The organism is Wolbachia endosymbiont (group A) of Rhinocyllus conicus (assembly GCF_947250775.1).
Classification (GTDB): Bacteria; Pseudomonadota; Alphaproteobacteria; order Rickettsiales; family Anaplasmataceae; genus Wolbachia.
In genome coordinates, this window is the sequence record NZ_OX366349.1 from 386,485 (window position 1) to 411,165 (window position 24,681).

24 protein-coding genes, 1 other RNA gene and 1 pseudogene are annotated in these 24,681 nt (G+C 35.1%); 16 read left to right on the forward strand and 10 right to left on the reverse strand.

All coding sequences use genetic code 11. The annotated features are described in order from the left end of the window. Positions 1-5 precede the first annotated feature (5 nt). Positions 6-989: an NAD(P)H-dependent glycerol-3-phosphate dehydrogenase gene (locus OOK92_RS01960; protein ID WP_264736069.1), complete on the reverse strand. Its 984-nt coding sequence runs from the start codon at positions 987-989 to the stop codon at positions 6-8. Between the two features lie 325 nt (positions 990-1,314). Here OOK92_RS01960 and OOK92_RS01965 point away from each other — a divergent pair, with 325 nt between their 5' ends. Beyond that, the gene (locus OOK92_RS01965; protein WP_096616586.1) at positions 1,315-2,085 is read left to right on the forward strand and encodes a response regulator transcription factor; all 771 of its coding nucleotides are present in this window, start codon (positions 1,315-1,317) and stop codon (positions 2,083-2,085) included. Between the two features lie 49 nt (positions 2,086-2,134). On the opposite strand, the gene rnpB is transcribed toward OOK92_RS01965, so the two are convergent. The 3 genes from rnpB to OOK92_RS01980 form a co-directional block, all read right to left on the reverse strand. Continuing rightward, positions 2,135-2,481, reverse strand: an RNA gene (gene rnpB / locus OOK92_RS01970) — RNase P RNA component class A. A 158-nt stretch (positions 2,482-2,639) separates the two neighbouring features. Further along, a complete protein-coding gene (locus tag OOK92_RS01975) occupies positions 2,640-4,910 on the reverse strand; it encodes a hypothetical protein (RefSeq protein ID WP_264736070.1) in 2,271 nt (756 codons plus the stop codon). Positions 4,911-5,171: 261 nt separating this feature from the next. Next, a complete protein-coding gene (locus tag OOK92_RS01980) occupies positions 5,172-5,474 on the reverse strand; it encodes a hypothetical protein (RefSeq protein ID WP_264736071.1) in 303 nt (100 codons plus the stop codon). Between the two features lie 401 nt (positions 5,475-5,875). Here OOK92_RS01980 and OOK92_RS01985 point away from each other — a divergent pair, with 401 nt between their 5' ends. The 4 genes from OOK92_RS01985 (at position 5,876) to OOK92_RS02000 (ending at position 10,656) form a co-directional block, all read left to right on the forward strand. Continuing rightward, positions 5,876-6,832, forward strand: coding sequence for an IS5 family transposase (locus OOK92_RS01985; RefSeq protein ID WP_264735368.1), 957 nt, complete (start codon positions 5,876-5,878; stop codon positions 6,830-6,832). Positions 6,833-7,018: 186 nt separating this feature from the next. Then, positions 7,019-7,519 carry an NADH-quinone oxidoreductase subunit NuoE gene (nuoE, locus tag OOK92_RS01990; RefSeq protein WP_253309317.1) on the forward strand — a complete coding sequence of 167 codons (501 nt, stop codon included), beginning with the start codon at positions 7,019-7,021 and terminating at the stop codon, positions 7,517-7,519. Continuing rightward, on the forward strand, positions 7,520-8,737 hold the full coding sequence (gene tgt / locus OOK92_RS01995) for a tRNA guanosine(34) transglycosylase Tgt (RefSeq protein ID WP_264736072.1): 1,218 nt from the start codon (positions 7,520-7,522) through the stop codon (positions 8,735-8,737). A gap of 143 nt (positions 8,738-8,880) precedes the next feature. Further along, positions 8,881-10,656, forward strand: coding sequence for a hypothetical protein (locus OOK92_RS02000; protein ID WP_264736073.1), 1,776 nt, complete (start codon positions 8,881-8,883; stop codon positions 10,654-10,656). Between the two features lie 115 nt (positions 10,657-10,771). Here OOK92_RS02000 and OOK92_RS02005 read toward each other — a convergent pair whose 3' ends face one another. The 3 genes from OOK92_RS02005 to OOK92_RS02015 form a co-directional block, all read right to left on the reverse strand. Beyond that, positions 10,772-12,046 (reverse strand): M16 family metallopeptidase, encoded by a 1,275-nt coding sequence (locus tag OOK92_RS02005; RefSeq protein WP_264736074.1) that lies wholly within the window; start codon positions 12,044-12,046, stop codon positions 10,772-10,774. Position 12,047: 1 nt separating this feature from the next. Further along, complete coding sequence (locus tag OOK92_RS02010) at positions 12,048-12,656, reverse strand: superoxide dismutase (protein WP_264736075.1); 609 nt, start codon at positions 12,654-12,656, stop codon at positions 12,048-12,050. 632 nt (positions 12,657-13,288) lie between these two features. Then, positions 13,289-13,435, reverse strand: a complete 147-nt coding sequence (locus OOK92_RS02015; RefSeq protein WP_264736076.1) for a hypothetical protein — start codon at positions 13,433-13,435, stop codon at positions 13,289-13,291. Positions 13,436-13,929: 494 nt separating this feature from the next. Between OOK92_RS02015 and OOK92_RS02020 the strand changes: the two genes are divergently transcribed. Then, a complete protein-coding gene (locus tag OOK92_RS02020) occupies positions 13,930-14,070 on the forward strand; it encodes a hypothetical protein (RefSeq protein WP_264735918.1) in 141 nt (46 codons plus the stop codon). Further along, on the forward strand, positions 14,055-15,011 hold the full coding sequence (locus tag OOK92_RS02025; RefSeq protein WP_264735368.1) for an IS5 family transposase: 957 nt from the start codon (positions 14,055-14,057) through the stop codon (positions 15,009-15,011). Before OOK92_RS02020 ends, OOK92_RS02025 begins: the two co-directional genes overlap by 16 nt. Positions 15,012-15,106: 95 nt before the next feature. On the opposite strand, the gene OOK92_RS02030 is transcribed toward OOK92_RS02025, so the two are convergent. Then, positions 15,107-15,238, reverse strand: a complete 132-nt coding sequence (locus OOK92_RS02030) for a hypothetical protein (RefSeq protein WP_264736077.1) — start codon at positions 15,236-15,238, stop codon at positions 15,107-15,109. A 33-nt stretch (positions 15,239-15,271) separates the two neighbouring features. On the opposite strand from OOK92_RS02030, the gene OOK92_RS02035 reads away from it, so the two are divergent. After that, positions 15,272-15,433 (forward strand): hypothetical protein, encoded by a 162-nt coding sequence (locus tag OOK92_RS02035; protein ID WP_264736078.1) that lies wholly within the window; start codon positions 15,272-15,274, stop codon positions 15,431-15,433. 142 nt (positions 15,434-15,575) lie between these two features. On the opposite strand, the gene OOK92_RS02040 is transcribed toward OOK92_RS02035, so the two are convergent. Then, entirely contained in the window at positions 15,576-15,716 is a 141-nt protein-coding gene (locus OOK92_RS02040; protein WP_264736079.1) for a hypothetical protein, read from the reverse strand. 4 nt (positions 15,717-15,720) lie between these two features. Here OOK92_RS02040 and OOK92_RS02045 point away from each other — a divergent pair, with 4 nt between their 5' ends. From OOK92_RS02045 to OOK92_RS02055, 3 genes are all read left to right on the forward strand, one after another. Continuing rightward, on the forward strand, positions 15,721-15,861 hold the full coding sequence (locus OOK92_RS02045) for a hypothetical protein (protein ID WP_264736081.1): 141 nt from the start codon (positions 15,721-15,723) through the stop codon (positions 15,859-15,861). Between the two features lie 19 nt (positions 15,862-15,880). After that, on the forward strand, positions 15,881-17,341 hold the full coding sequence (terL, locus tag OOK92_RS02050; RefSeq protein WP_264736083.1) for a phage terminase large subunit: 1,461 nt from the start codon (positions 15,881-15,883) through the stop codon (positions 17,339-17,341). Positions 17,342-17,460: 119 nt separating this feature from the next. Then, a complete protein-coding gene (locus OOK92_RS02055; RefSeq protein WP_264736084.1) occupies positions 17,461-18,351 on the forward strand; it encodes an ankyrin repeat domain-containing protein in 891 nt (296 codons plus the stop codon). Positions 18,352-18,634: 283 nt separating this feature from the next. Here OOK92_RS02055 and OOK92_RS02060 read toward each other — a convergent pair whose 3' ends face one another. Next, on the reverse strand, positions 18,635-19,699 hold the full coding sequence (locus OOK92_RS02060; protein ID WP_264736085.1) for a 5-(carboxyamino)imidazole ribonucleotide synthase: 1,065 nt from the start codon (positions 19,697-19,699) through the stop codon (positions 18,635-18,637). Positions 19,700-19,795: 96 nt separating this feature from the next. On the opposite strand from OOK92_RS02060, the gene apaG reads away from it, so the two are divergent. From apaG to OOK92_RS02085, 5 genes and pseudogenes are all read left to right on the forward strand, one after another. After that, positions 19,796-20,197 (forward strand): Co2+/Mg2+ efflux protein ApaG, encoded by a 402-nt coding sequence (gene apaG / locus OOK92_RS02065; protein WP_264736086.1) that lies wholly within the window; start codon positions 19,796-19,798, stop codon positions 20,195-20,197. A 341-nt stretch (positions 20,198-20,538) separates the two neighbouring features. Then, positions 20,539-20,793 (forward strand): PD-(D/E)XK nuclease family transposase, encoded by a 255-nt coding sequence (locus tag OOK92_RS02070; RefSeq protein ID WP_406722537.1) that lies wholly within the window; start codon positions 20,539-20,541, stop codon positions 20,791-20,793. Between the two features lie 245 nt (positions 20,794-21,038). Continuing rightward, a pseudogene (locus OOK92_RS02075) lies at positions 21,039-21,422 on the forward strand (Rpn family recombination-promoting nuclease/putative transposase); the annotation flags it as partial. Between the two features lie 450 nt (positions 21,423-21,872). Continuing rightward, the gene (locus OOK92_RS02080) at positions 21,873-22,682 is read left to right on the forward strand and encodes a reverse transcriptase N-terminal domain-containing protein (protein WP_264735826.1); all 810 of its coding nucleotides are present in this window, start codon (positions 21,873-21,875) and stop codon (positions 22,680-22,682) included. A 262-nt stretch (positions 22,683-22,944) separates the two neighbouring features. Then, the gene (locus OOK92_RS02085) at positions 22,945-24,675 is read left to right on the forward strand and encodes a recombinase family protein (RefSeq protein ID WP_264736087.1); all 1,731 of its coding nucleotides are present in this window, start codon (positions 22,945-22,947) and stop codon (positions 24,673-24,675) included. The last annotated feature ends 6 nt before the right edge of the window (positions 24,676-24,681 follow it).

Here is a 24,681-nt window from a genome sequence, read left to right on the forward strand (position 1 = left end):
CAAAACTAATTTACAAGAACAGAAATAGTATCCTCTATAGAGGCGCTTTCATACAATAATCTATAGACCGCTTCACATATAGGCATTTTTATCTTTAGCTTTCTTGCTAAATTAAATATGGGCTCAGCAGTGCTAAAACCTTCAATCACTGACTTGCCTTCTGACAAAATCTGCTGAACATTAAAGCCATTGTCACTATTACCTATTTTAAACCCAAAAGATAGGTTTCTTGAATTCAAGGATGTGCATGTCATAATTAGGTCACCCAGACATGCCGGTCCAAGTAGTGTATTTATATCCACATTACCGTTACCAACTTTTGCTGAGTATAAAGCCTTAATTTCGCTTACACTTTTCGTAATCAATGCTGCATGAGCATTAAACCCAAGTTTACTACCTAGAACAATCCCACACGCTATAGCAAAAACGTTCTTTAACGCTGCACAAACCTGTATCCCTATAACATCGCTACTAAGGCGTAATTTAACATTTTCTTGCTGTAGTTCTGATACTAGCTTTGAACCCAATATGTTATTTCGGCATGCAAGAACCATTGAATAGGGTAATTTTCTTGCAACTTCTACAGCAAAACTAGGGCCTGAAAAAATAGCAATAGGATTGTTAGGTAAAACTTCATTTACTATTTCACTAGGTAATTTTAATGTAGACTTTTCTATTCCCTTACAAGCTAAAATTATTGCTACATCTTTTTTCAGATTACAATTATGCAATTGCTGACATACCTCCCTCAGAGATTGAGTGGGAACAGCGAGGATTGTTACTGAAGCATTAGTTGTGTCTTCAATAGCCAATTTTACTGACACATTATCAGAAATTCGACAACCGGGTAGCTTGTCACTTTCTCTTTTCCCGTTGATTGATTCAAATGTAGTTTCATTGCGAGTCCACAAAATCACATCTTTCTTACTACTGAGTGAAATTGCGATTGCTGTACCCCATGCACCAGCACCTAAAATTGATATTGCCACACAATATTCCTGAAAGTATTACTTATACTTTAAAACAGTAGGATAAGTAAATTAAAAATATAACACAGACATATAGAATAGTTAAATATTTATTAACCGAAGTATTCTTTTAATAATAGTAACTTTAATTCAATATTTACTAAAAATATTATTACTACCATGGTATATCTATTATATTTTAGATCTATTTATATAACTTTGGAACAATATATTTATTATTAATTAATAAGTGTAATTTTGATCATTTGTTAATAAAAATTTGATTTATTACTTTCCTTAGTTATATATATTACTAAAATTATAAATTATTTATGGGGTGTAAAATATGCGTATATTATTAATCGAAGATGATCAAGTAAGTGCAAAGACTGTGGTTAATGCCTTAACTTCTGATGGACACTTCTGTGACGTTGTTACTTCTGCACAAGATTATAACAATAATATGGTTTCCTCAAACGGAGATTACTATGACCTAGTTATTTTAGATATACACTTGCCTGGTGATATTGACGGATATGATATATTGTTAAGACTAAGAAGTGCAAAAATCAAAGTTCCTGTCTTAATACTTTCATGTATATCCGCTGTCAATCACAAAGCTAAAGGGCTTGGGTATGGTGCAGATGATTACTTAACCAAGCCATTTCATAAAAGCGAGTTATTAGCTCGAATTAAGGCCATAGTGCGTCGTACTAAAGGCCATCCTGAATCGGTGATAAAGATTGGTAATATAAATATCAATTTTGATCACAGGATTGTTGAGGTGAAAGGTAAAACGGTTCACCTTACTAATAAAGAGTATTCTATGATAGAATTGCTAGCACTGCGTAAAGGAACAGTACTAACAAAAGAAATGTTCTTAAATCATCTTTACAATGGCTTGGATGAACCTTCAGATAACAAGATAGTTGATGTTTTTATGTGCAAATTACGTAAGAAACTTGAAAGTGCAAATGATGGAAAAAGCCACATAGAAACCGTTTGGGGCAGAGGGTATGTTCTGAAAGAGTATATTGATGATGAAGAATATTCTAATGTTAATGTAGGCGAAAGTAGTGATGGCTATCAAGCAGAACAAGTGAAGGACAACGCATGAAATGCCTACACTTAAATATAGCATGGCTTATATCGCACGTATCATGTGACGCCTAGGTGAAATATAAGCCGAGTTCTGTTTATGTAGCTATTTATCTGGAGTAAATGTTACCATTTACCTCATGCGATTTACCCGAGTAGATATGAGAAAAACATAAAATCTACTTCTATTTAATCTTGCTCCTAGTGTTGGTTACTCGACTACCAATGTTGCCATTGCCATGGTGTGCTCTTACCACACCTTTTCACCCTTACCTAAAATATTTTAGGCGGTAATTTTCTGTAGCCCTATAACTGGAGTTGCCTCCGGCGGGCGTTACCCGTCACTATTTTTCCTTGGAGCCCGGACTTTCCTCTGCTATGTTTATCACACAACAGCAGCTACTTATTTCACCCAGGAATTATGCTTTAACATGAAAATCACAAAAGCAAAAGACAATTTCCTAACAGTCTACATATTAAAAACATTCAGACAAATAGCTAAAGGTGATATTCCGGCACATCATCGCTATCCCAAGATAAGCTTTTTTCACTTTTAGACTCCGCTTCAGTCAGTCAAGAGCTTGGTCCACCGCCTGAAGACGATGAGCTACTTCTTGACCTACTACTACTTTCTACCGATATACTGTCTAGCATTGTTTCAGATTGATACGTAGTTTGTATAGATATGTTATTATCACTGCTTGTTCTGCTATGGGTGAAAAAAATTTCTTCATTGCTGCTATTTGAATGCGATTCCAAATCAGCTAATTCTAACACATGAGCAGCATTATAATAACCGTGATATTTCTTAATACATTTATATGCTATAAATCCTATAATTCCAGCAATACCTATTGTTCCAATCAAAGATCCTCCTATCATTCCTGCCCTATTAGACCCTATAGCAAGTTGAGTAGGCTGTGGTGAAGAAGTAGGTTGAGGAAGTAAAGTCGTGGTAAATATAGGAGTTGTTGACTCTTTTGTTCTAGTACTTGGTATACTAAATACTGTTTGTATAGTTTTCTCTGAGTTTATTATTGGCACACTAGTTGACGTTGTAGCAACCGTGGTCACTTGTGAAGTAGTAGTTGTTTTTGCTACTGTTGTTGGCTTCACTGTTACTGTACTTGTTTGAGTCGTTGAAGGTTTATTCATTGTAGAAGTAGGTGTAACGGCTTCTGTTGTTGGCTCCATTGTTACTGTACTTGTTCGAGTCGTTGAAGGTTTACTCATTGTAGAAGTAGGTGTAACGGCTTCTGTTGTGGGCTCCACTGTTACTGTACTTGTTTGAGTCGTTGACTCCGTTGAAGGTTTATTCATTGTAGAAGTAGGTGTAACGGCTTCTGTTGTGGGCTCCACTGTTACTGTACTTGTTTGAGTCGTTGACTCCGTTGAAGGTTTATTCATTGTAGAAGTAGGTGCAACGGCTTCTGTTGTGGGCTCCACTGTTACTGTACTTGTTTGAGTCGTTGACTCTGTTGAAGGTTTACTTATTGTAGAAGTAGGTGCAACGGTAGTTGATGCTTCTGTTGTTAATTTGGTAGTCTTTACAGTGTCGGTTTCTGTTGTGCTAGTAATTGCAGCAGTCAGCGTTTTCTTAGAAGTCACAACCGTTTCTGTAATAGTTACAGGAGCCACGGTACTACTAGAAATGATATCAGGTGTCAATCGACCGTTAATGATATCAACAAAATCACTGAGAGTTTTGATACTACTTGCCGGTATTATTGTTACCTTAGAAGGTTTTTCAAATCTTTGATGATTGAAAATTGCGATGTTTTCTTCACTTATTGCAGTTACAATAAAACTGTCTTGACCATTGTCTTTAACGTACAATTGCTCTATAGAATCTGCAAATTCGCAAATAGTAAAGTTCGATTTTGATCCATTCTTAACAAGACTTGTTAAATGTAACGTTTGTTTATCAGACAACCGGTCTTCTGCAAGAAAGGCAACTAGATCATTGCCTTCAGTTCGCTTTACATACTGCAAAAAGCTTATTTCATATTCTCTGGAAAGAGATAGTGCTTTATTATCTATCTGACATCTCTTGCTAAGCAAACATTCATCTTTCTTGCCACTTTTTAGATCCTTAACCACTTTAGCCATATCGAACTTAAAAATATTTGTTCTTACTTCTTGATTTTCAATACTATTTTTTCTCACTTGCGAATAAAGTATCGTATTTTCATCTAGTACTAATTGCCCTGGATTATCAAATTTGAATAATTTTCTTTCTATAAGACCGTTTTTTTCACGCAAAACCTTAAATTTTCCATTTGTGTCTGATTGTAAATACCAAGAAACTAAAGTTTGATCCTTTAAGTTATGAGCAATTACAATAACATTACCATTACCAACTTTTACTGCTTTTGGTTGAAAGTAACTATTGTCTTCATTTGCAAGACTATCTCTATTAATGTTCTTGTATAATTTTACTTTTCCTATGTATTCAACTAAGGGAACATTAATTGAATGCTTGATTTCGTAAGTGTTGAATGTTAAGCCTTTGATGCATTTTTCTTTTTTGTTAATTTCTTCTGTAGGAAAGATAACTCCAACTTTATCTGTTTCAGCTGAATCTTCTATTAATGTGAGAGACAATTGATCTTTGAATTCATTTACTACGCTGACATTTGTACCCCATTCGTATGTTTTTGATTGATATAATGGACTAATAAGTAATTTTACTTTACTGCTCCCATTACCATTATCTTGATAGCTAAGTCCATAAGCGACTCCATCTCCTTCAATCAACCCTACGTTTGCTGGGTTAAAACCTACCGCTTCTTTAACTTCCGGTGTATTTGAGTTGATCCCGAGCAATCTTCCTAATATAGACATAATTTTATTTAAAATATTAATAAAATGCTATTATGATTACTCCTGTGTGTTAATGTCAATGAAAATTTTAACTAAAATTAAAAAATTAACGTCTTTATTTTATACTAAAAAGTAAGTATAGGCTCGAAAATGGCTAAGAAGTTTTATAGATGAAAGGAAGGTGGAGTTCTCAAAACCCTATAATCTATATTTAAAGGTAAATTTTTATTCGTTATGTCTTATGCAGATTCCGCTAACAAGTAGCGGAATCTTAAGTTTTGGCTAAATTTCTTTTTTACTCCCTAATAGGGCTTCTGCCTTTAGCTCATCTATAATTGTTTGAACCTCAGGAAGCTCCTTATGTTTTTCGTGATCTGATACATATTCTCCCTTTTTGTTGGAGGCTTTATATTCATGTTCTTGATAAAGTGAGTATAGAAATCCAACTCCAAAGATAACAATTGCTGCAAGTGCCATGTATTCAAGTGGTTTTTGCACTTTTTCTCTTAGATCGAAATATCGAGATAGCAGAATGAGAGCACAAGATCCTATTACTACTGCACCAGAACCAATTTTGTTGTACATGAAATACTTTTCATTGTAACTTTGTTCGTAATTTCTGTAAATAGTTGTGGCATGCTTTTGAAGATTTTCTTTATCTAGTGATGTGAGAAAATTTTTAAATTTCTCTTCACCAGTTTCTTTTTAATAAATATAGTTTATTATACACAACATTTATAATAAATGTCAAGGATAGTGTATTTATAAATAATATACTATAATTTCTTAAGCATTTTTTTAAAGTAGTTAGCTGTAGCTAAAATAATTGAGATTTACTAAAACAAACTTATGAAACAATTGAAGTTAGCGCATGATCAGATTTTTTAACTGGATCCTATGGGGCTTTGTTGCATAGCAACCGAAAAAATCTGGTGGCTACTGACAAAATTCATTATAAATAACCATTTAACTGTTGAAGAAAAAATATGCCACAGAAAATGAAAGTCAGTAACCAAAACGAATATAACAAATTCCTTGAAAAAAGGGGAAATATTTTTCGTTACATCGATGAAGCTATCGAAAATTGGTATGAAAATAGTCCAAAAATGCAGGGCGGCAACTATATTTACAGTGATAAAGTCGTAATTTTGGTGCATATAATTGTCAATCTTTTTAGAATTGGGTTAAGACAAACGGTGGGGTTTATAAAAGGATATCTGCAACAAATAGGAAAAAATTTGGCAGTTATCAGCTATTCACAAGCATCAAGAAGGTTTAAAAAACTTAATATTAAGATAAATGATTGCAGGGTTGATAAAAGCAACATGGAAAATATTGAAATTATCATAGATAGCACAAGTATCAGCATTTACAGTAACACTCCTGGCCACAGTAAGGAAAACAGTGCAGATAGAAAGTACCGAAGCTACGAGCAAGTAAGAAAGTTACATGTTATGTTAAGTGTGAATAGTAAAAAAGCTATAGCTGCAAGATACAGTAATGGCGTCTACTCTGACCACTATGGAGCTTGCGATTTGCTTGAAGAAGTTAATTTTCAGCACAAAATAAAAGCATTATATGCAGATAGGGCATACGATAGGCACAAACTTTATAAATTGTGTAAGAAATACGATATAAAGACAAAAGTTCTACCAAAAAAGGATGCAGCAGAACATTCAAAAATAGATTATATGTCTGACAGGAATGCTGCTATTAGGTTAATAAAATTATATGGACAAGATGGTGTAAAAGAGTGGAAAAAGGAAGCAATTTATGGAAAGAGATCTTACATAGAAGGATTTTTCTCAAGGTTGAAGCAAGTATTTGGATTTAGCTTTAGGAATAAATCTGAAGTAAATCGTGAAAAAGAATTACTAATTAAGTGCTATTTGCTCAACAAATTCACTGATATTGGTATGGCTAAATTTGAAATCATTACATAAATTTGTCGTAAACCATCACTGCTTAAGGTGCTATGCAACAAAGCCATCCTATGGCCAAGCCAAAAGAATTTACAAGTTGGGCAGTGTGGGTAGTATGATACTGCAAAATGCTATTTCTCAAAAAACCAACAATTGCAATCATTGGTTCTACAGGTATAATCTGTAAAGTTTACACGAGTCTCATGAATGATAGAAAAAAAAGAGCAGTTTAGTTTTACATCAGAAAACCTTAAGAAAGCGGAAAAGTTTATAGAGATGTATCCCAAAGGTAGAGAAGGTAGTGCTGTCATGCCTTTACTATACCTGGTTCAAGAGCAATGCGGATGGGTTTCTGAATCTGCTATGCGTTATGTTGCTGATATGCTGCATATTCCACATATTCGTGTATATGAAGTGGCAAATTTTTACACCATGTATAATTTAAAACCAGTAGGCAAATATCTAATACAAATTTGTAGAACAACTCCTTGCTGGTTGTGCAATAGTGAAGAAGTTTTAAATACCTTTAAAAAAAAACTTGGAATCAATATCGGTGAGACTACTAAAGATAATTTGTTCACTTTAAAAGAAGTTGAATGCCTAGGTGCATGCGTTAATGCTCCCGTTGTGCAGATCAATAATGACTTCTATGAAAATCTTACTCCTGAGAAAGTAGAAAACATCATAACAGAACTTTCAGGCAAATAGATGAAAGAAGAATTTGCATTCAAGATAATCAAGCAATCAGGTTCTGCAAAAGTTGGAACAATTAAAACTCCAAATGGAAGCGTAGAAACACCAGCTTTTATATTCTGTGCAACAAAAGCTGCAATTAAAGCTGCAGATATCGAGAGAATTAGTGAAGCAGGTACTCAGATAATACTTTCCAACACCTATCACCTAATGCTCCAACCAGGGGAAGATACCGTAGCAAAGCTTGGTGGTTTGCACAAGATGATGGGATGGAGTGGACCAATGCTCACTGATTCTGGTGGATACCAGATATTTAGCTTAGGGCACGGATCAGTTTCGGAAGAGATAAAAGGAATAAGAAAAAAACAAAAAACTCTGATCAAAATTAATGAGGATGGGGCAATTTTTCGTTCTTACATTAATGGTAAAACTTATTGCTTGACTCCTGAAAAGTCTATACAAATTCAACAGAAACTAGGTGCAGATTTAGTCTTAGTCTTAGATGAATGTACTCCATTTCACATAAGCAAAGAATACACAGCAAAATCAATGCTCATGAGCCGCAAATGGGCTGAACGTTCTTTAAATGAATTTGAAAAAAACAATAATGGCAAGCAGGCACTGTATGGAATTAGTCAAGGCGGAGTATATCAAGATTTACGTAGAGAAAGTTGTAATTTTATTAACGATTTGCCATTTTTTGGTCAAGCAATAGGTGGATCACTTGGTCAAAGTAAAGAGCAGATGTACGATGTAGTTTCTTTCACTATGGACCATCTGAAAAAAGATAGGCCTACTCATTTGCTTGGTATTGGTGGAATTGTGGACATCTTTCGCGGAGTTAGTCTTGGAATTGATACGTTTGATTGCGTGCATCCAACCCGTTTAGCAAGGCATGGTGGTGCGCTTATTAAAGTAAAAAATAGAGATTCTATTTCTTCAAAGTGCAAAGAGCATATTAATTTGCGAAATCAACAATTCGAGCTGGACAATAACCCAATTGAAAGTGACTGCTTATGTTTTACCTGCAGAAAGCATTCAAGAGCTTATATACACCATTTACTGAAAGCTAAAGAGCTCCTGGCTTACACACTCGTTACCATTCATAACGTTTTCTTCATGAATAAGTTAATGGCATCTATAAGGCAGGCAATATTGGATGATAGGCTAGATCAAGAGAAAAATAATTGGATTAGTGAAATACCATTGCACTTTGATTTGGCCTTTCTTTAAGTCTTTTCTTTATGCCGTTGATTTTTACTTCTTGTTATATTTACTTTATTTATCACACTATTAATTAGAAAGGTTATAATAAATAATTAATCTATTAATGTTAGTCTCTACCCGTATGATTTGTAAGGATTAGAGGTGAAGATATGGCTAAAGGAAATAATACCCTATTAATATTTGATTTTGATAACACTATTACTAATGGACACATGCATAATATTTTCTCCGGTAAACACTCCGGGTTCAAAAAAAGTGATTTCAATTCTGGTGCAGAATATGCAGTGAACGATACTGATATAGGAAATTTTCTAAAAAATACAGACGGAATAAAAAATGAAGAGGGGCTGAAATCTACATTACAGTCTGCACTTTCAAACGGAATAGAAGTGAATATTGCATCATATACAGGATATCCAAATGCTGTAAAAAGGGTTGTAGAAAATCATTTGGGCTTATCTAAAGAACAAGCAGACAGTATTTCTGTATTTGGCGGATTTCCAGCAGATTATGATACCCAGTTGCCAAGGTCAGATGTGAGAGAGCAACAAAGTAAAGTTGGAAAGAATTTGCATATCTGTAAGGCAATCGTGGAGTACAAGGATAAACATGGTGAGTTGCCAAAAAATGTAATGTTAGTTGATGATGATGTAAAAAATATTCAGAAGATTAATGAGTTTGTTGCATCAATGAGTAAAAGAGAGGAATGGCTTGAAGAAAATGGACTTAGTCTTCAAGATATAAAAAACATTAAATTTGAAGGTGCACAAGTACCTATGAACAGAAATGGTAAAATGGTAGGAGATGCTAATTATCTAGAAAGGGTACAGGAGTTTGTCAATGCTAACTTGGTACAAGAACCAATTTATGAAAATTTGAAGAAAGAAGAACCTATATACCAAAATCTTCAAGATATTCAGAGATCATTGTCTGAAACGGTACCAAAAGAACCTATATATCGGAACAATGAAAATCGACCACCATTACTTCCTAAAAAAAGGAAATCAAGTGATGGTATGGTTGCTGATGGTGAGAATAAAAAACAAGATATTAAGGGCATGTTGTCATCTGAAACACAAGCAAACCCAACACGCTCAAAACGTCATGCAATGATGCTTGACCCTCAGCAAATAGAATCTATACACCAGAATGCTGAAGAGCCACCACTAGGTAAAAAATACGCACATACTGAAACCATCTCCTTATCAAAGGCATTTGATACAATCAGAGATTTTTTTCAAGATTGTGGTCAAAAAATAATAAATACTATTCATAGATTACTAAAGAAGGAAGTAATAACAGGAGTTAAAGAGCAAGGCTATGATGTGAATAGTGAAAAAGGTAAAAGTGAAATTACGATTTATGGTAATAAATTGATAGATATTGACAAAATAAAAACGGATTTTATTGATACCTCTCTAATTCGAATAATGGAATTGGGTGAGGAGAAAATCAAAGATCTTAACAATAATTATAAAGGTGATCAGCTAGGGCGAGAGATATCGAAATTATTGAACGCTGGTTCGCAAAAGGAAAATATAAACTCAAACTATAATGATGGAGAGCCTACACATCAAACCGCTCAAGAAGCACGGAACTATCCTCCGCAAAAGAAAGACATAAACTCAAACTCTGTGAGAGGAAACTATAATGATGGGGAGCCTATATTTCAGACTCGTGAAGAGGCATCGAACTATCCTCCGCAAAAGAAAGACATAAACTCAAACTCTGTGAGAGGAAACTATAATGGTGGAGAGTCTATATTTCAGACCGTTCAAGAAGCACGGAACTATCATCGGCAAAAGAAAGGTATAGACTCAAACCCTGTAAGCAAAAAACCACTTGCACCACCAGTACCTCCTAAAAATTATACGGAAAAAGTTACGCAAAATAGAAATAATAATATTATTGAAAGAGGAGGTTGAAGATTCGTATAATTTCTTGCATATCCGGTTCATGGCACATTGTTTCAACTTACACTTCTTTAATCACTGTGCTAAATTATATTGTAAAGCAGCCAAATCAATATAATAGAATGCGCTAAGCTTTAAGCATAGAAACCACTTTATCGTAACTTGGCAGTGACTTAATTTCTCCAATTGCAGCTAGAGTGGCTTTTTCATGCTGAGATAATAATTCTTCTGCTGCTTTTTTTACGTTAGCAGTGGTAACTGCACTAATTTTTTCTATTAATTCATTTTTACTGATGTACCTATTATAGTTACCGTAGTAGTGCCCCAATGTTTCAGCACGTGAGCTCACACTTTCGCGTGACATTAAAATTTGGGATTTTACCCGCTCTTTCACTCTATTTACTTCTTCTTCCTTCAGATCATCTGTAGACAACTTCTTCAACTCTGTCATTATAGATTTTAAAAGCTTATCTAAGTTACTACTGTCTGTACCAGCAAAAATGGAAAACATCCCTGTATCAGTGTAGCTGGAATTAAATGAATAAACAGAGTAAGCTAATCCCTGCTTTTCCCTTACTTCCTGGAACAGACGTGATGACATTCCGCTCCCTAATATAGAATCAAGCACTTGAAACGTGTGATATTTATCGTCATAACGAGAAACGCTAGGTAGACCAATTAGCAAGTGCACCTGATCTAATTTACGATGTTCTAAATACTCACCACCAGTGTAGCTCGTCGCATTTTGGCTTTTTTTCAGCTTTTTAGAATGAATCTTTGAGAGAAAATCTTTGGTTAATGCAACAACTTCTTCATGTTCAACATTTCCTGCAACGGCAAATAGCATATTCTCGGCAAAGTAATGCTCATTTATGTAGTTATTTAGATCTTCTCGAGTAAAAGATTTTACAGTATCTTGCGTGCCTAAGATTGACCTGCCGAAAGGTTGATCTTCATAAGCTGCCTCAAAATATTTATCGAAAACAATGTCACTTGGTGAATCATTAGTTTGAAAAATCTCTTGTATTACAACGCCCTTCTCACGTTCCAATTCATCTTCTGGAAATGTTGAATTCATCAATATATCTATTAATATATCAATACCAGTTTTTATGTCTTTCTTGAGGACTTTTGCATAATAGGTGGTGCTTTCCCTACCGGTGCTGGCGTTGAAAACCCCACCTATGTCGTCAAAAGCTTTTGCAATTTCAAACGCAGTTCTTGTCTTCGTTCCTTTGAAAGCCATGTGTTCTAGAAAATGGGATATTCCATTTTGATTTGCACTTTCCGCTCTACTGCCAACACCAACTCGTATGCTTAAAGCTACGGAATCAACATCACGCACCTGCTCAGTTATTATGCGCAGACCATTATCTAATTTTGTTACCTGAGGTGTATTCATCTTATGTATTCTTTTTTAAATTTTCTTCTGCAAAATCCCAATTAATCAAATGGTCAAGGAAAACTTTTATGTAGTCAATTCTACGATTTTGACAATCTAAATAATAGGCGTGCTCCCAGACATCCATAGTGAGTAATGGAACTTGGCCATAAATTAATGGCAAATCTGCATTTGGAGTTTTGGTGATTTTGAGCTTTCCTTTTTCGAGCACTAACCATACCCATCCACTACCAAATTGGCTTACTCCATGATTGGCAAATTCCCCACAAAACTTATCAAAACCACCGATATCATCTTGAATTTTTTTTGCCAGAAAACCATCATCTTTAGGTTTACCACCACCATTCTTCTTCATTGAATTCCAATAAAAAGTGTGGTTCCAAACTTGCGCTGCGTTATTAAATATGGGAACTTTATCGCTATTACCATGCACTTTTGTTATTATTTCCTCAATTTTCACATGTTGATAATCTGTATTTTCAACCAGCTCGTTGAGTTTATTTAAATATCCTTTATGGTGCTTATCATAATGAAAATCTAAGGTTTTTGCAGATATGTAAGGCTCTAAAGCTGTTTTATCATATGGCAATTCAGATAAAGTAAAACTCATGACAATCTCCTTATTTTCGACTTACTGGAATGGTATGGTAATATGTGTTTTTGTGCAACATATAATTAATAGCTAAAACATTAGGTATCTATTGCATTATTCTAAATTATACTACAATAATAATTATTATATAAGCCATAGAAACGGATTAAATACAAAAACTTCCTTGACAAACTCTGCCAGCCCCTTTATCATGAAACTGAAGGTATTCAGTTATCTTCATCTGTGCAGATTAAACAGCAAGAAAACAACGTAGTTGGCGCCTTATTTTTGATTTTTTGCACTATGTGCACCTTATGTCTTCACAACATTTCTAGGTTTTTACCTACACAAGCTGAAACGCGCTTATAAGTCGTTTAAGACAGTATAGTACGCCAATTTGCAGGATTAGAGAGTGACAACTAGCTAACACGGGGTTTCTTTGCCTTTTTTTCTGCTTAGTAAATTTCTTAAACATTTAAACAAAGGTGAGTTGCATTTAAAAGCAGCTAAATTGCAGTGTTTAAGACTTAAAAAACGCCAATACTGAAAGTAGACAATGACTAGGGCTTCTTTTGCCTTTTTTTTCGTTTGGTAAATTTCTTAACGTTTGTAGCTAAAGTAACTTAGGTTCACCGACAACCGTCATCCCGCTACTTGTTAGCGGGATCTATGCTAAGAGATACCGCGGCGGTATGACGTAGGGCTACAGGTGTCATCCCAGTGCCTAGACACTGGGATCTAGCCTTTATTATTTGGTTGAAATTAAGTCTTCTGGATCCCAATGGGCTTTGTTGCATCGCTACTTATGAAAGGCTAACTATAGCTAGGATTATAAGCAACCTATTGAAAATCTTGTTTTTTTGCAATCAATCTGATCAAATTTAAGAATAGTAATTTATTATTTATATTAATAAACTTAATTCTATTGAAAATAGCTAAAGCATTGAAATTCTTGAATTTTAGCCGGATTAGTGAGTGGTAGTGAAATTTCTTTTACTCAAATTTAGGTATTCACTGACCGTTCTTGTTATAAATACCAGAATAATAAGCTACTGATATTCTCCATCTTTTTTATCTTTAATCCATCATAGCTAGCGATGCAACAAAGCCCACCCAATGTCAGCTACTTTCATGACATCATCATAAAGTAAAATGAGATCCCAGTGTTAGCTACTTGGATGATAGGGGAAGGTATTAGGACGACACCGTCATAAAGTAAAATGAGATCCCAGTGTTAGCTACTTGGATGACAGGGGAAGGTATTTGGATGACACCGTCATAAGGTGAACCAGTGCTCCTTTTTTTGTCATCCCAGTGCGTGACACTGGGATGGCTTTGTTGCATAGCAACCGAAAAAATCTGGTGGCTACTGACAAAATTCATTATAAATAACCATTTAACTGTTGAAGAAAAAATATGCCACAGAAAATGAAAGTCAGTAACCAAAACGAATATAACAAATTCCTTGAAAAAAGGGGAAATATTTTTCGTTACATCGATGAAGCTATCGAAAATTGGTATGAAAATAGTCCAAAAATGCAGGGCGGCAACTATATTTACAGTGATAAAGTCGTAATTTTGGTGCATATAATTGTCAATCTTTTTAGAATTGGGTTAAGACAAACGGTGGGGTTTATAAAAGGATATCTGCAACAAATAGGAAAAAATTTGGCAGTTATCAGCTATTCACAAGCATCAAGAAGGTTTAAAAAACTTAATATTAAGATAAATGATTGCAGGGTTGATAAAAGCAACATGGAAAATATTGAAATTATCATAGATAGCACAAGTATCAGCATTTACAGTAACACTCCTGGCCACAGTAAGGAAAACAGTGCAGATAGAAAGTACCGAAGCTACGAGCAAGTAAGAAAGTTACATGTTATGTTAAGTGTGAATAGTAAAAAAGCTATAGCTGCAAGATACAGTAATGGCGTCTACTCTGACCACTATGGAGCTTGCGATTTGCTTGAAGAAGTTAATTTTCAGCACAAAATAAAAGCATTATATGCAGATAGGGCATACGATAGGCACAAACTTTATAAATTGTGTAAGAAATACGATATAAAGACAAAAGTTCTACCAAAAAAGGATGCAGCAGAACATTCAAAAATAGATTATATGTCTGACAGGAATGCTGCTATTAGGTTAATAAAATTATATGGACAAGATGGTGTAAAAGAGTGGAAAAAGGAAGCAATTTATGGAAAGAGATCTTACATAGAAGGATTTTTCTCAAGGTTGAAGCAAGTATTTGGATTTAGCTTTAGGAATAAATCTGAAGTAAATCGTGAAAAAGAATTACTAATTAAGTGCTATTTGCTCAACAAATTCACTGATATTGGTATGGCTAAATTTGAAATCATTACATAAATTTGTCGTAAACCATCACTGCTTAAGGTGCTATGCAACAAAGCCCACTGGGATCCAGGAAACTTAACTTTAAATAAGTGGCTGCATAATAAAGACTAGATTCCAATGCCAAGCACTGGAATGACATGGTGGGATGCATCCAAGTAGCTGACACTGGTTTCCATCCAAGACGGCAGTGCCTTCCCTGTCATCCCAGCACCTTCTTCTGTCATCCAAGTAGCTAACACTGGGATCTAGTTCTCTTTACAAATTCACCAAAAGTGTTTCATTCTATAACGCAAAACCCATATTCACAAAACCCAATGCATTACTTGCAGTTAAGTTTCCTAGATCCCAGTGGGCTTTGTTGCATCGCTAGCTATGATGGATTAAAGATAAAAAAGATGGAGAATATCAGTAGCTTATTATTCTGGTATTTATAACAAGAACGGTCAGTGAATACCTAAATTTGAGTAAAAGAAATTTCACTACCACTCACTAATCCGGCTAAAATTCAAGAATTTCAATGCTTTAGCTATTTTCAATAGAATTAAGTTTATTAATATAAATAATAAATTACTATTCTTAAATTTGATCAGATTGATTGCAAAAAAACAAGATTTTCAATAGGTTGCTTATAATCCTAGCTATAGTTAGCCTTTCATAAGTAGCGATGCAACAAAGCCATCCCAGTGTCTGGGCACTGGGATGACAAGAAGAGGGCACTGGGATGACAGAAGAAGGCACTGGGATGACAGAAGAAGGTACTGGGATGACAGAAGAAGGTACTAGGATGACAGAAGAAGGTACTGGGATGACAGAAGAAGGTACTGCCGTCTTGGATGGAAACCAGTGTCAGCTACTTGGATGACATCTTTCAACATTATATCATGAACAAAATCAACTTTTTAAAATTCATTGAACTGTGCTTTCAAACGGTAGTGCCGGGGTGTGAATATAATGATTATCAATATATAAAAGTCATAGCAGATAGGCTAGAAGCAGCGAGCGTTGGTGAAGTGAGGCGAATAATATTCAATATGCCTCCGCGTTCAATGAAGTCCATGTGCGCTAGTGTTGCGTGGCCCGCATGGATACTGGGAAATCAGCCAACCGCGAGAATAATAGTTGCAAGTTACTCTCGGCTGCTCAGCGAAAAGCACTCGCTTGATACAAGGTGCGTAATGCAATCTGGTTGGTATAAAAAGCTATTTCCAGAAGTAGAACTATCCAAAGATCAGAATACCAAGTACAAATTTCAAACAGTGCAGAGAGGATACAGAATTGCAACGTCCGTTGGAGGAACATTAACCGGTGAAGGTGGAGATTTCATCATCGTGGACGATCCGCTCAGTTCTGCTCAAGCTTTGAGCGAAATGTTTAGAAAGCGTGCCACAAACTGGTTTGATCAGACTCTAGTAACCAGGCTTAACGACAGAAAAAAAGGAGTAATCGTTCTTGTGATGCACAGGCTACATCAGGAAGATTTGACCGGACACCTTCTCTCCAAACCGAAAAACATATGGCATCACATTTGTTTGCCAATGATATCTGAAAATAAGGAGATCATTTATTCAATCAAAAAGCCAGCGCTTCCTGTTCCTGTCGTCCAAGTAACTGCAACCAGGCGGTTGTATAATACAACAGCATCATGCGCTGCACCTGCAATAATATTATATTCAAGAGAAGAAGGTCAGTTGCTATATCCCCTCTATGGCGGAAAAGAAGAAGTTGAGATGATAAAGGTTGAACTTGGGAGCTATGCTTTTGCTGCTCAATATCAACAAAACCCTCTACCACTTTCAGGTGGTATAATTAAACGAGAGTGGCTAAAGCGCTATAGAAATTTTCCTGATAATCTCTCATATGTAACTCAAAGTTGGGACACTGCGGTTTCAATAAGCGATTCTAGCAACTTTAGCGTCTGCACCACCTGGACAAAAGTGGGCAATAAATTCTATTTACTCGATGTATATCGCGCAAAGCTTGAGTATCCAAAACTTAAAGAGCAAGTCCTGTCACTAGCTGCAAGGTGGAAGCCACATGCAATTTTAATCGAAGCAAAAACGAGTGGTCAGCAATTGGTGCAAGAGCTAAAAGCGAACAGTGATTTACCCATTATCGAAATAGTGCCACATAGCGGTAAACTTGCTCGATTCTACCAAATTGTTCCAATAATAGAGTCTGGTAAGGTTTTTCTGCCACACCAAGCAGTATGGCTCAACGATTTTGAGTATGAAATTTTAATATTTCCAGAAACCCGCCACGACGATCAAGTAGACAGCACTGTGCAATACCTCCAGTGGATGAGAGATAGCAGCTCTCGGGTCGCAGCTATACGGACATTGTGATTTAAGAGACAATAAGAGCGTATTTAAGCTTGATTATTCACTTATTTAAAATAAATATTGATTTCTTATTATAATTATATAGTAATTGAATATATTATTTAAGATTAGAAGTAAAAGTTATGACAACAAATTATCAGCAGTGGCGGGAAATATTCAGTACGGTTAATAGTGATAATAAACGGGAAATATTCAGTACGGTTAATAGTGATAATAAATTAGATAAAAGTAACGTAATTGAAAAAGTAAAAGAAGAGCTAAAGGCAAATAATGAAGAGGTATTTAAACAGTGGGAAAAGAGTGATTTTTATGTAAATTATAAATTTGAAGTTGGAGATAATGAATTCACATTATTACATTTGACTGCTCAGTGGGGCTATACGGGCTTGACAAAGGCTTTAATAGTAGCAAAAGGGATAGATGTTAATATAAAAGATAAGAATGAAAAGACACCTTTACATTTAGCTGCTGAAAATGGTTATAAAGAGGTAGTAGATGCTCTGTTGGAAAAAGATGGAATCAAGATTAATGAACAAGATAAAGATGGTTGGACTCCTTTACATTTAGCTCTTATAATTGGCCATGTAGACGTGGTAAACTCTCTCATAGAAAACGGTGCGAATGTTAATATAAAAGATGACTATGGAATGCCACCTTTATTTTTTATTCTAAGAGATTATGTAGTTACTCCGTCAAAAGCACGTAAAGTCTCTGTTAATATGAAAAATTGTGCTGAACATACTCCAAGAGATTTAGCTAAAGAGGAAAAACAACCTACATCAGCAACTATGAAAGGTTTTTTTGCCGGTAGTGCAACTGCATTATCAGGTGCTATAATAGCGATAGCACTTTCTGCAACCGGAACAGTTAAACAACCTACACTAATAGCAGCGGTTGCAACTGCGGCGCTAGTAGTTGGTGGTGCTACATATGCATTGTTAAAGCCTAGTACTAAAGTTGATGGAGCAGTCTTAACAAATGGACAGAAAGAAGCTGCTCATGCTTCCTTATAGTAGGGTTCCTAGCGCATGATACTGGCCTTTTGGATGGAAACCAGTGTCAGCTACTTGGATGACACCCTCATAAAGTGAAATGAGATCCCGCTAACACGTAGCGGGATGACGAGAAAGGGGCTACTCAGATGACAACAAAGGGGCTACTTGAATGACATCCTTCCTGGTGTGCTCAAATAACAATGTTCGTACAAATACGTGCTAGAGTGACACCGTTTACTATGTAACATCTCATCATATCACAATGTTCGTACAGTTGTGGCGGAATGACGTAGAAAAACTATTAACTTAAATCTATATTGACATGTCCCATTTTACGCTTATCTCTAACCTCTTTTTTTCCATATATGGTTAAACTAGCTTTTTCGTTGCTCAAATACTTATGAGAATCATATATATCGTTACCTATTATATTTTTCGTCATACAAGGAAAGCGTAATACTACTTCCTGCATAGGTAGCCCGCATATTATCCTAACCAGCTGTTCAAATTGACTAACGTTACATGCATCCAAGCTCCAGTGGCAAGAATTGTGAGGTCTTGGAGCTAGTTCATTAACTAACAATTCGTTATCTTTAGTAACAAAAAATTCAATAGCCAGAATTCCTATTACATCGAGCGCATTTGCTATTTTCTTTGCAGCTCGTTGTACCTCTTGAGTTAATTTGCTATCTATTTTAGCTGGCACTGTTGAAGTATCAAGTATTCCATCAACGTGGTAATTTTCTGCTATAGGAAAAAAAGCTACTTTACCGTTTTTATCTCTTGCAACGACTATTGAAACCTCTTTCAGTAAATCAACACTTGCTTCAAGAATGTACTCTGTATTCCAATCAAAGGAAGCAAATTGCTTCACTTCAGAATCATTCTCAAGCACATATTGCCCTTTTCCATCGTAACCCATTTCTGTTGTTTTCAGCCTTGTTGGATAGCCAAAAGTTCTACTGCTTTTCAGTAGCTCATTATAATTTTGTATACTTTTGTATTCAGCAGTTTTTATACTCAAGCTTCTAATGAAATCTTTCTCTCTAAGCCTATTTTGCGCAATGTGTAACGCTTTTTTACCCGGATAAAAATTTACATCGATATCAATTGCACTACATGGAATATTTTCAGACTCAATAGTGACCAAATCCACACTCTGTGCAAAAGATTCAAGCGCTTTCTTATCAGAGAAATCTGCTATTGTGAAATCATCAGCAACAGAGCAAGCAGGATCGCCCTTAGCACTGGCAAAAACATGTGTTTTTTGTCCAAGTTTTGTTGCAGCGATAGCAGTCATTTTACCTAATTGTCCACCACCTATTATTCCTATTACTTTTTTGCTAAGCGCATCTGGTTCGTTCATACTATAAATTGATATTTCCTAATTAAAGTATACTTGAAAAATCTATGAAAAAAGTATATAATTAAAATACTATCTTTTTATCATGAATATTCTATAGTGATAGAGTACACACTAACTACCAACTTTGTTGAAGTTACAGTTTTACCAATTTATATTGAAGAGCAATCCATTCCTTATGAAAATTGCTGTATATGGATGTATAACGTTAAGATAAAAAACAAAAGCCAATCAACTATTCAATTATTAAGTCGTCATTGGCAAATAATAGATTATAAGGGAAAAATAAATGAAATTGCCGGAGTTGGTGTTATCGGAGAACAACCTGTGATAAAATCTGGAGAGGTATTTAAATACACAAGTGGAACATACTTAAATGCACCGTCAGGAATAATGCAGGGTAAGTATGAATTTCTGAATGAAGAAAGCATAAAAATTTTTGAGGTTATGATACCACCCTTTTCTTTGGATAGTCCATACGTCAAAACTAGACCCCATTAACTATCAAAATAGTTTATTTGTAACCAGACTGCATTCTGTGATTTTTAGCAAAACATGATCTTTCATTTGAGCTTTCTTCAATTTAAAATAAATACAGAAAATTGCTGCCTATAGCTAAACTGACTTAGATTTACCGACAATTTGAAAAACCGTCATTCCGCTACTAGTTAGCGCCGCGGCGCTATGACGGTTCGCGGCGGCATCCTCGTCATCCCGCTACTTGTTAGCGGGATCTATGCTAAGAGATACCGCGGCAGCATAGCTATAGCTATCTTCAAAAATATGGTTGAATAATTGTTAATAATAGTGTATAATTATTAATATTTTCAAGCATTTTTGCCATGGCTCTTTCAAAATTTCTCGATCCTCGCAATGATTTGTGTTTCAAAAAAATCTTTGGAACGGAAAAAAATAAGAATATCCTGATCCACTTTTTGAACGATATTTTAGGGTTTACTGAGATAAATGCAATACAAGAAGTTGAGTTTCTTAGCACTATTATGGATCCCGAAGGGCTTTGTTGCATCGCTAGCTATGATGGATTAAAGATAAAAAAGATGGAGAATATCAGTAGCTTATTATTCTGGTATTTATAACAAGAGCGGTCAGTGAATACCTAAATTTGAGTAAAAGAAATTTCACTACCACTCACTAATCCGGCTAAAATTCAAGAATTTCAATGCTTTAGCTATTTTCAATAGAATTAAGTTTATTAATATAAATAATAAATTACTATTCTTAAATTTGATCAGATTGATTGCAAAAAAACAAGATTTTCAATAGGTTGCTTATAATCCTAGCTATAGTTAGCCTTTCATAAGTAGCGATGCAACAAAGCCATCCCGAAGTTGCCTCTGATAAACAAAGTATTGTTGATGTTCTCTGCAAGGATTCTCATGGAAATAGATATATAGCAGAAATGCAGCTCGCTAGAGACAAGGGCTTCGAAAAACGCGCTCAATTATATGCCGCTAAAGCCTACTCAAGACAATTAGATAAATCTGGCAACTACATTGATTTAAAGAAAGTCTTCTTTATTGCTATATCAAATTGTAACTTACTTCCTGAAGAAGTTGATTATATTTCTACTCATAATATACGTGATATAAAAACTAACGGCCATTACTTAAAAGATTTTCAATTTATCTTTATAGAATTGCCCAAATTTTCAAAAAGTAAAGTAGAGCAGTTAGAAAGTATAGTAGAAAGGTGGTGTTTCTTTTTTAGTGCGACCTGGAAGGTCATGGTTTTGTGGTGGTTAAATTCCATCTTCCCAGACATCAGGGATAATGTATATCTCACATTTCAAAGAGTGGCAACCTCTGGGATGCAAGCATGAGATAAAAGCAGGTAACACTAAATCTCGTGGTGAATCCCTGCAAACAGAGTTAGATATGATTACGAGAGAAACCTATGTTTGAATTGTCGTCAAAGCATAATATGCGAAAAGAGATTGAACTACGCATAGACCAAAATGGTACGAAGCAAAAAGGGAACTAAAGATTGAAGACTTTAGTTATTGATGTTCCAAGCTTCCGGCAAATAGTAGGAATCTAAGTTTAACGTGAAACGAAGCCATGGAACAGAGTAACCACATAGAAGCTCTTATATTCATTAAAATATAAGTAAGTAGCCAGCCACAAGCTACTATGTGGAAGGATTGTTTAAGAAGCTAATGCCCAAAGTAATATCTGGGATATGCAGACGTAAACACTTTAATTTGGAAGGTAAAGTGGTGAATAGTAGTGAATATGTTATGGACCAGCAAAAAGTTAGGTATGAATGGAATGGAATTCCTTGGCGCAAGCTAAAGAAATCTTCATTTAAGCTACAAAAACGAATTTACCAAGCTTCTAAATGTAATGATATCAAAAAGATGCATAATCTTCAGAGATTATTACTCAAATCAACAAGTGCAAAAACACTCGCTGTTAAGAAAGTAACACAGGACAATAGGGGGAAGAAGACTGCAGGTATTGATGGAAAAGCTAACCTTAATCAAAAAGAAAGATTACAACTATCATATTTTTTAGATATAAAAGAAAAAGCAAAGCCATCAAGACGTGTCTGGATTCCAAAATCTGGTAAGCCATCGGAGCATCGCCCACTTGGTATACCCACTATATCGTGTCGAGCAAAACAAACACTTGTAAAAATGGCTTTAGAACCAGAATGGGAGGCAAAACTTGAGCCAAACACTTATGGTTTTAGACCTGGTAGATCATGTCATGATGCAATTGAAGCCATATTTGATGTGCTAAAACAGAAAACAGCATATGTATTAGATGCTGATATTTCTGGATGCTTTGACAATATTAACCATAATAAATTGCTTGAAAAGCTCAATACCACACCAACATTAAAGAAAATCATAAAAGGATGGTTAGGAGCTGGTGTTATGGAAGATGGAAAGCTTCAATCCACAAAACGTGGTACAATTCAAGGAGGGACGATTACCCCGCCAACAATGTTGCAAAAAACGTAAAATTAGAGAAAAGCATTTCTCGAAAACTTCTATGTCCAAAAACAAGAGTGCCATTTATTTATAGTGCCAACAATCAATTAACCATCAGTTTCAATGAATGATATGAACATATTATTTCAAGGAAAGTTCATGGGAAATAAGAGATTAGCTATACGGATTAGCTGTAGCTATGAAACTAACCGGTTGGCAGAAAAGTATTTGTTAGATGCTTATGAAAAAGCCGTGTCAAAGCAAGTAAGCCAAAAAAATTTAAAACATAAAAATGGGATTCAAGGAGGATCAAATGGTAACAGTGAGTTTATATGCAAGAGTTTCTTCGGGGAAACAAGCACAAGAAAATACAATAGCAAGTCAAGTTGCAGCTTTAGAGAAGCAAATTAGTACGGATGGATACAAATTATTAAGTGAGTATAAATTTATTGATAATGGCTACAGTGGATCTAATCTAGTCCGTCCTGATCTAGAAAAGTTACGTGATAAAGTAACAGAAGGTAAAATTGATAGAATTTACATTCATTCACCTGATCGCTTATCTAGAAAATATGCATATCAAATGGTATTACTTGAAGAATTTGAGAAAGCAGGAGCAGAAACGGTTTTCTTAAATTATGAGATTAACGATAATCCAGAATCTCAATTGCTGTTACAAATGCAAGGTATGATAGCAGAATATGAACGAGCGAAAATTATGGAACGAAGTCGTCGCGGAAAGATTTATGCAGCTAATAAAGGTTGTGTAAGCGTAATGGGAGGAGCTCCTTATGGTTATCGTTATATAGATAAATATATGGGAGGAGGACAAGCTTTATTTGAAATAAACGAAGAAGAAGCTAATGTTGTTAGGAAAGTATTTTTGTGGATAGGAAGAGAAAGGACAAGTATTGGGGAAGTGTGTCGTCGGCTAAACACTATGTCTATTATAACACGAACAGGAAAAAAGTACTGGGATAGAAGTGTGATTTGGGGTATGTTAAAAAATCCTGCTTACAAAGGACAAGCGGCTTTTGGTAAAACAAAAGTAGGTATAAAGTTACAACATATCAGACCACAGAAACATTCTTGTGAACAACCGAAAGATAATTACTCTACCTATTCTGTTGAAAAAGCAAATTGGATTTATGTTAAAGTGCCAAATATAGTGGACGAAGATGTATTTGATATAGTTCAAGAACAATTAGCTGAGAATAGAAAAATAGCAAGGACAAGAGAAAGAGGAGCAAAATATTTACTACAAGGTTTAATCGTATGTAAGCGTTGTCGTTATGCATATTACGGAAGTCCTGTAAGAAATAAGCGAGGAGAAAAAATTGATCATTATGCTTATTATCGTTGTATTGGTAGAGATTCTTACCGTTTTGGTGGTAATAAAATTTGTGATAATAAACACATTCGTACAGATGCATTAGAAACAGCCGTTTGGGAAGAGGTTAAGCATTTATTGAAAAATCCAAATAGGGTTTTAGAAGAATACAGGCGTAGACTTTCAGAGCTTAAAAAATCATCATGGGATCAAAAAAGCGATTTACTAGAGAAACAAGAAAATAAATTAAAACGTGGTATTGCTAGACTTATTGATAGTTATGCTCAAGAATATATTAATCAAGAAGAATTTGAACCACGAATTAAAGCAATGAAACAAAGTTTAAAAACAATTGAAGAGGAGAAGAAAAGGATATTCGATCAAAAGAAATTAAAACAGGAATTAACTTTGGTTGTAACCAATTTAGAAGACTTTTCTTCCAATATTACATCAAACCTTGATAACGCAGACTGGCTAACTAAACGTGATATTATTAGAACGTTAGTCAAGAGAATTGAAATTAACCTTGAGGACGTAAATGTGGTATTTCGTGTAAAAGAGCTACCAAACTCTCCTGGAAATAATCGAGAAGAAAAGAAAAATTTGCAACATTGTTGGCGGGGTAATGCCAGTGCCCAGACACTGGCATCCAGGTTCTTTTTTTCTAGATTCCAGCGTCGCGCGCTGGAATGACAATAA

Excerpts from the sequence above, each read along its gene's own strand:
- OOK92_RS01965 (WP_096616586.1), top strand. The coding sequence starts at position 1,315 with ATGCGTATATTATTAATCGAAGATGATCAAGTAAGTGCAAAGACTGTG.
- OOK92_RS01975 (WP_264736070.1), bottom strand. The coding sequence starts at position 4,910 with ATGTCTATATTAGGAAGATTGCTCGGGATCAACTCAAATACACCGGAA.
- OOK92_RS01980 (WP_264736071.1), bottom strand. The coding sequence starts at position 5,474 with ATGTACAACAAAATTGGTTCTGGTGCAGTAGTAATAGGATCTTGTGCT.
- OOK92_RS01985 (WP_264735368.1), top strand. The coding sequence starts at position 5,876 with ATGCCACAGAAAATGAAAGTCAGTAACCAAAACGAATATAACAAATTC.
- nuoE (WP_253309317.1), top strand. The coding sequence starts at position 7,019 with ATGATAGAAAAAAAAGAGCAGTTTAGTTTTACATCAGAAAACCTTAAG.
- tgt (WP_264736072.1), top strand. The coding sequence starts at position 7,520 with ATGAAAGAAGAATTTGCATTCAAGATAATCAAGCAATCAGGTTCTGCA.
- OOK92_RS02000 (WP_264736073.1), top strand. The coding sequence starts at position 8,881 with ATGGCTAAAGGAAATAATACCCTATTAATATTTGATTTTGATAACACT.
- OOK92_RS02005 (WP_264736074.1), bottom strand. The coding sequence starts at position 12,046 with ATGAATACACCTCAGGTAACAAAATTAGATAATGGTCTGCGCATAATA.
- OOK92_RS02010 (WP_264736075.1), bottom strand. The coding sequence starts at position 12,656 with ATGAGTTTTACTTTATCTGAATTGCCATATGATAAAACAGCTTTAGAG.
- OOK92_RS02015 (WP_264736076.1), bottom strand. The coding sequence starts at position 13,435 with ATGCAACAAAGCCCATTGGGATCCAGAAGACTTAATTTCAACCAAATA.
- OOK92_RS02025 (WP_264735368.1), top strand. The coding sequence starts at position 14,055 with ATGCCACAGAAAATGAAAGTCAGTAACCAAAACGAATATAACAAATTC.
- OOK92_RS02045 (WP_264736081.1), top strand. The coding sequence starts at position 15,721 with ATGACAGAAGAAGGCACTGGGATGACAGAAGAAGGTACTGGGATGACA.
- terL (WP_264736083.1), top strand. The coding sequence starts at position 15,881 with ATGAACAAAATCAACTTTTTAAAATTCATTGAACTGTGCTTTCAAACG.
- OOK92_RS02055 (WP_264736084.1), top strand. The coding sequence starts at position 17,461 with ATGACAACAAATTATCAGCAGTGGCGGGAAATATTCAGTACGGTTAAT.
- OOK92_RS02060 (WP_264736085.1), bottom strand. The coding sequence starts at position 19,699 with ATGAACGAACCAGATGCGCTTAGCAAAAAAGTAATAGGAATAATAGGT.
- OOK92_RS02070 (WP_406722537.1), top strand. The coding sequence starts at position 20,539 with ATGGCTCTTTCAAAATTTCTCGATCCTCGCAATGATTTGTGTTTCAAA.
- OOK92_RS02080 (WP_264735826.1), top strand. The coding sequence starts at position 21,873 with ATGCCCAAAGTAATATCTGGGATATGCAGACGTAAACACTTTAATTTG.
- OOK92_RS02085 (WP_264736087.1), top strand. The coding sequence starts at position 22,945 with ATGGGATTCAAGGAGGATCAAATGGTAACAGTGAGTTTATATGCAAGA.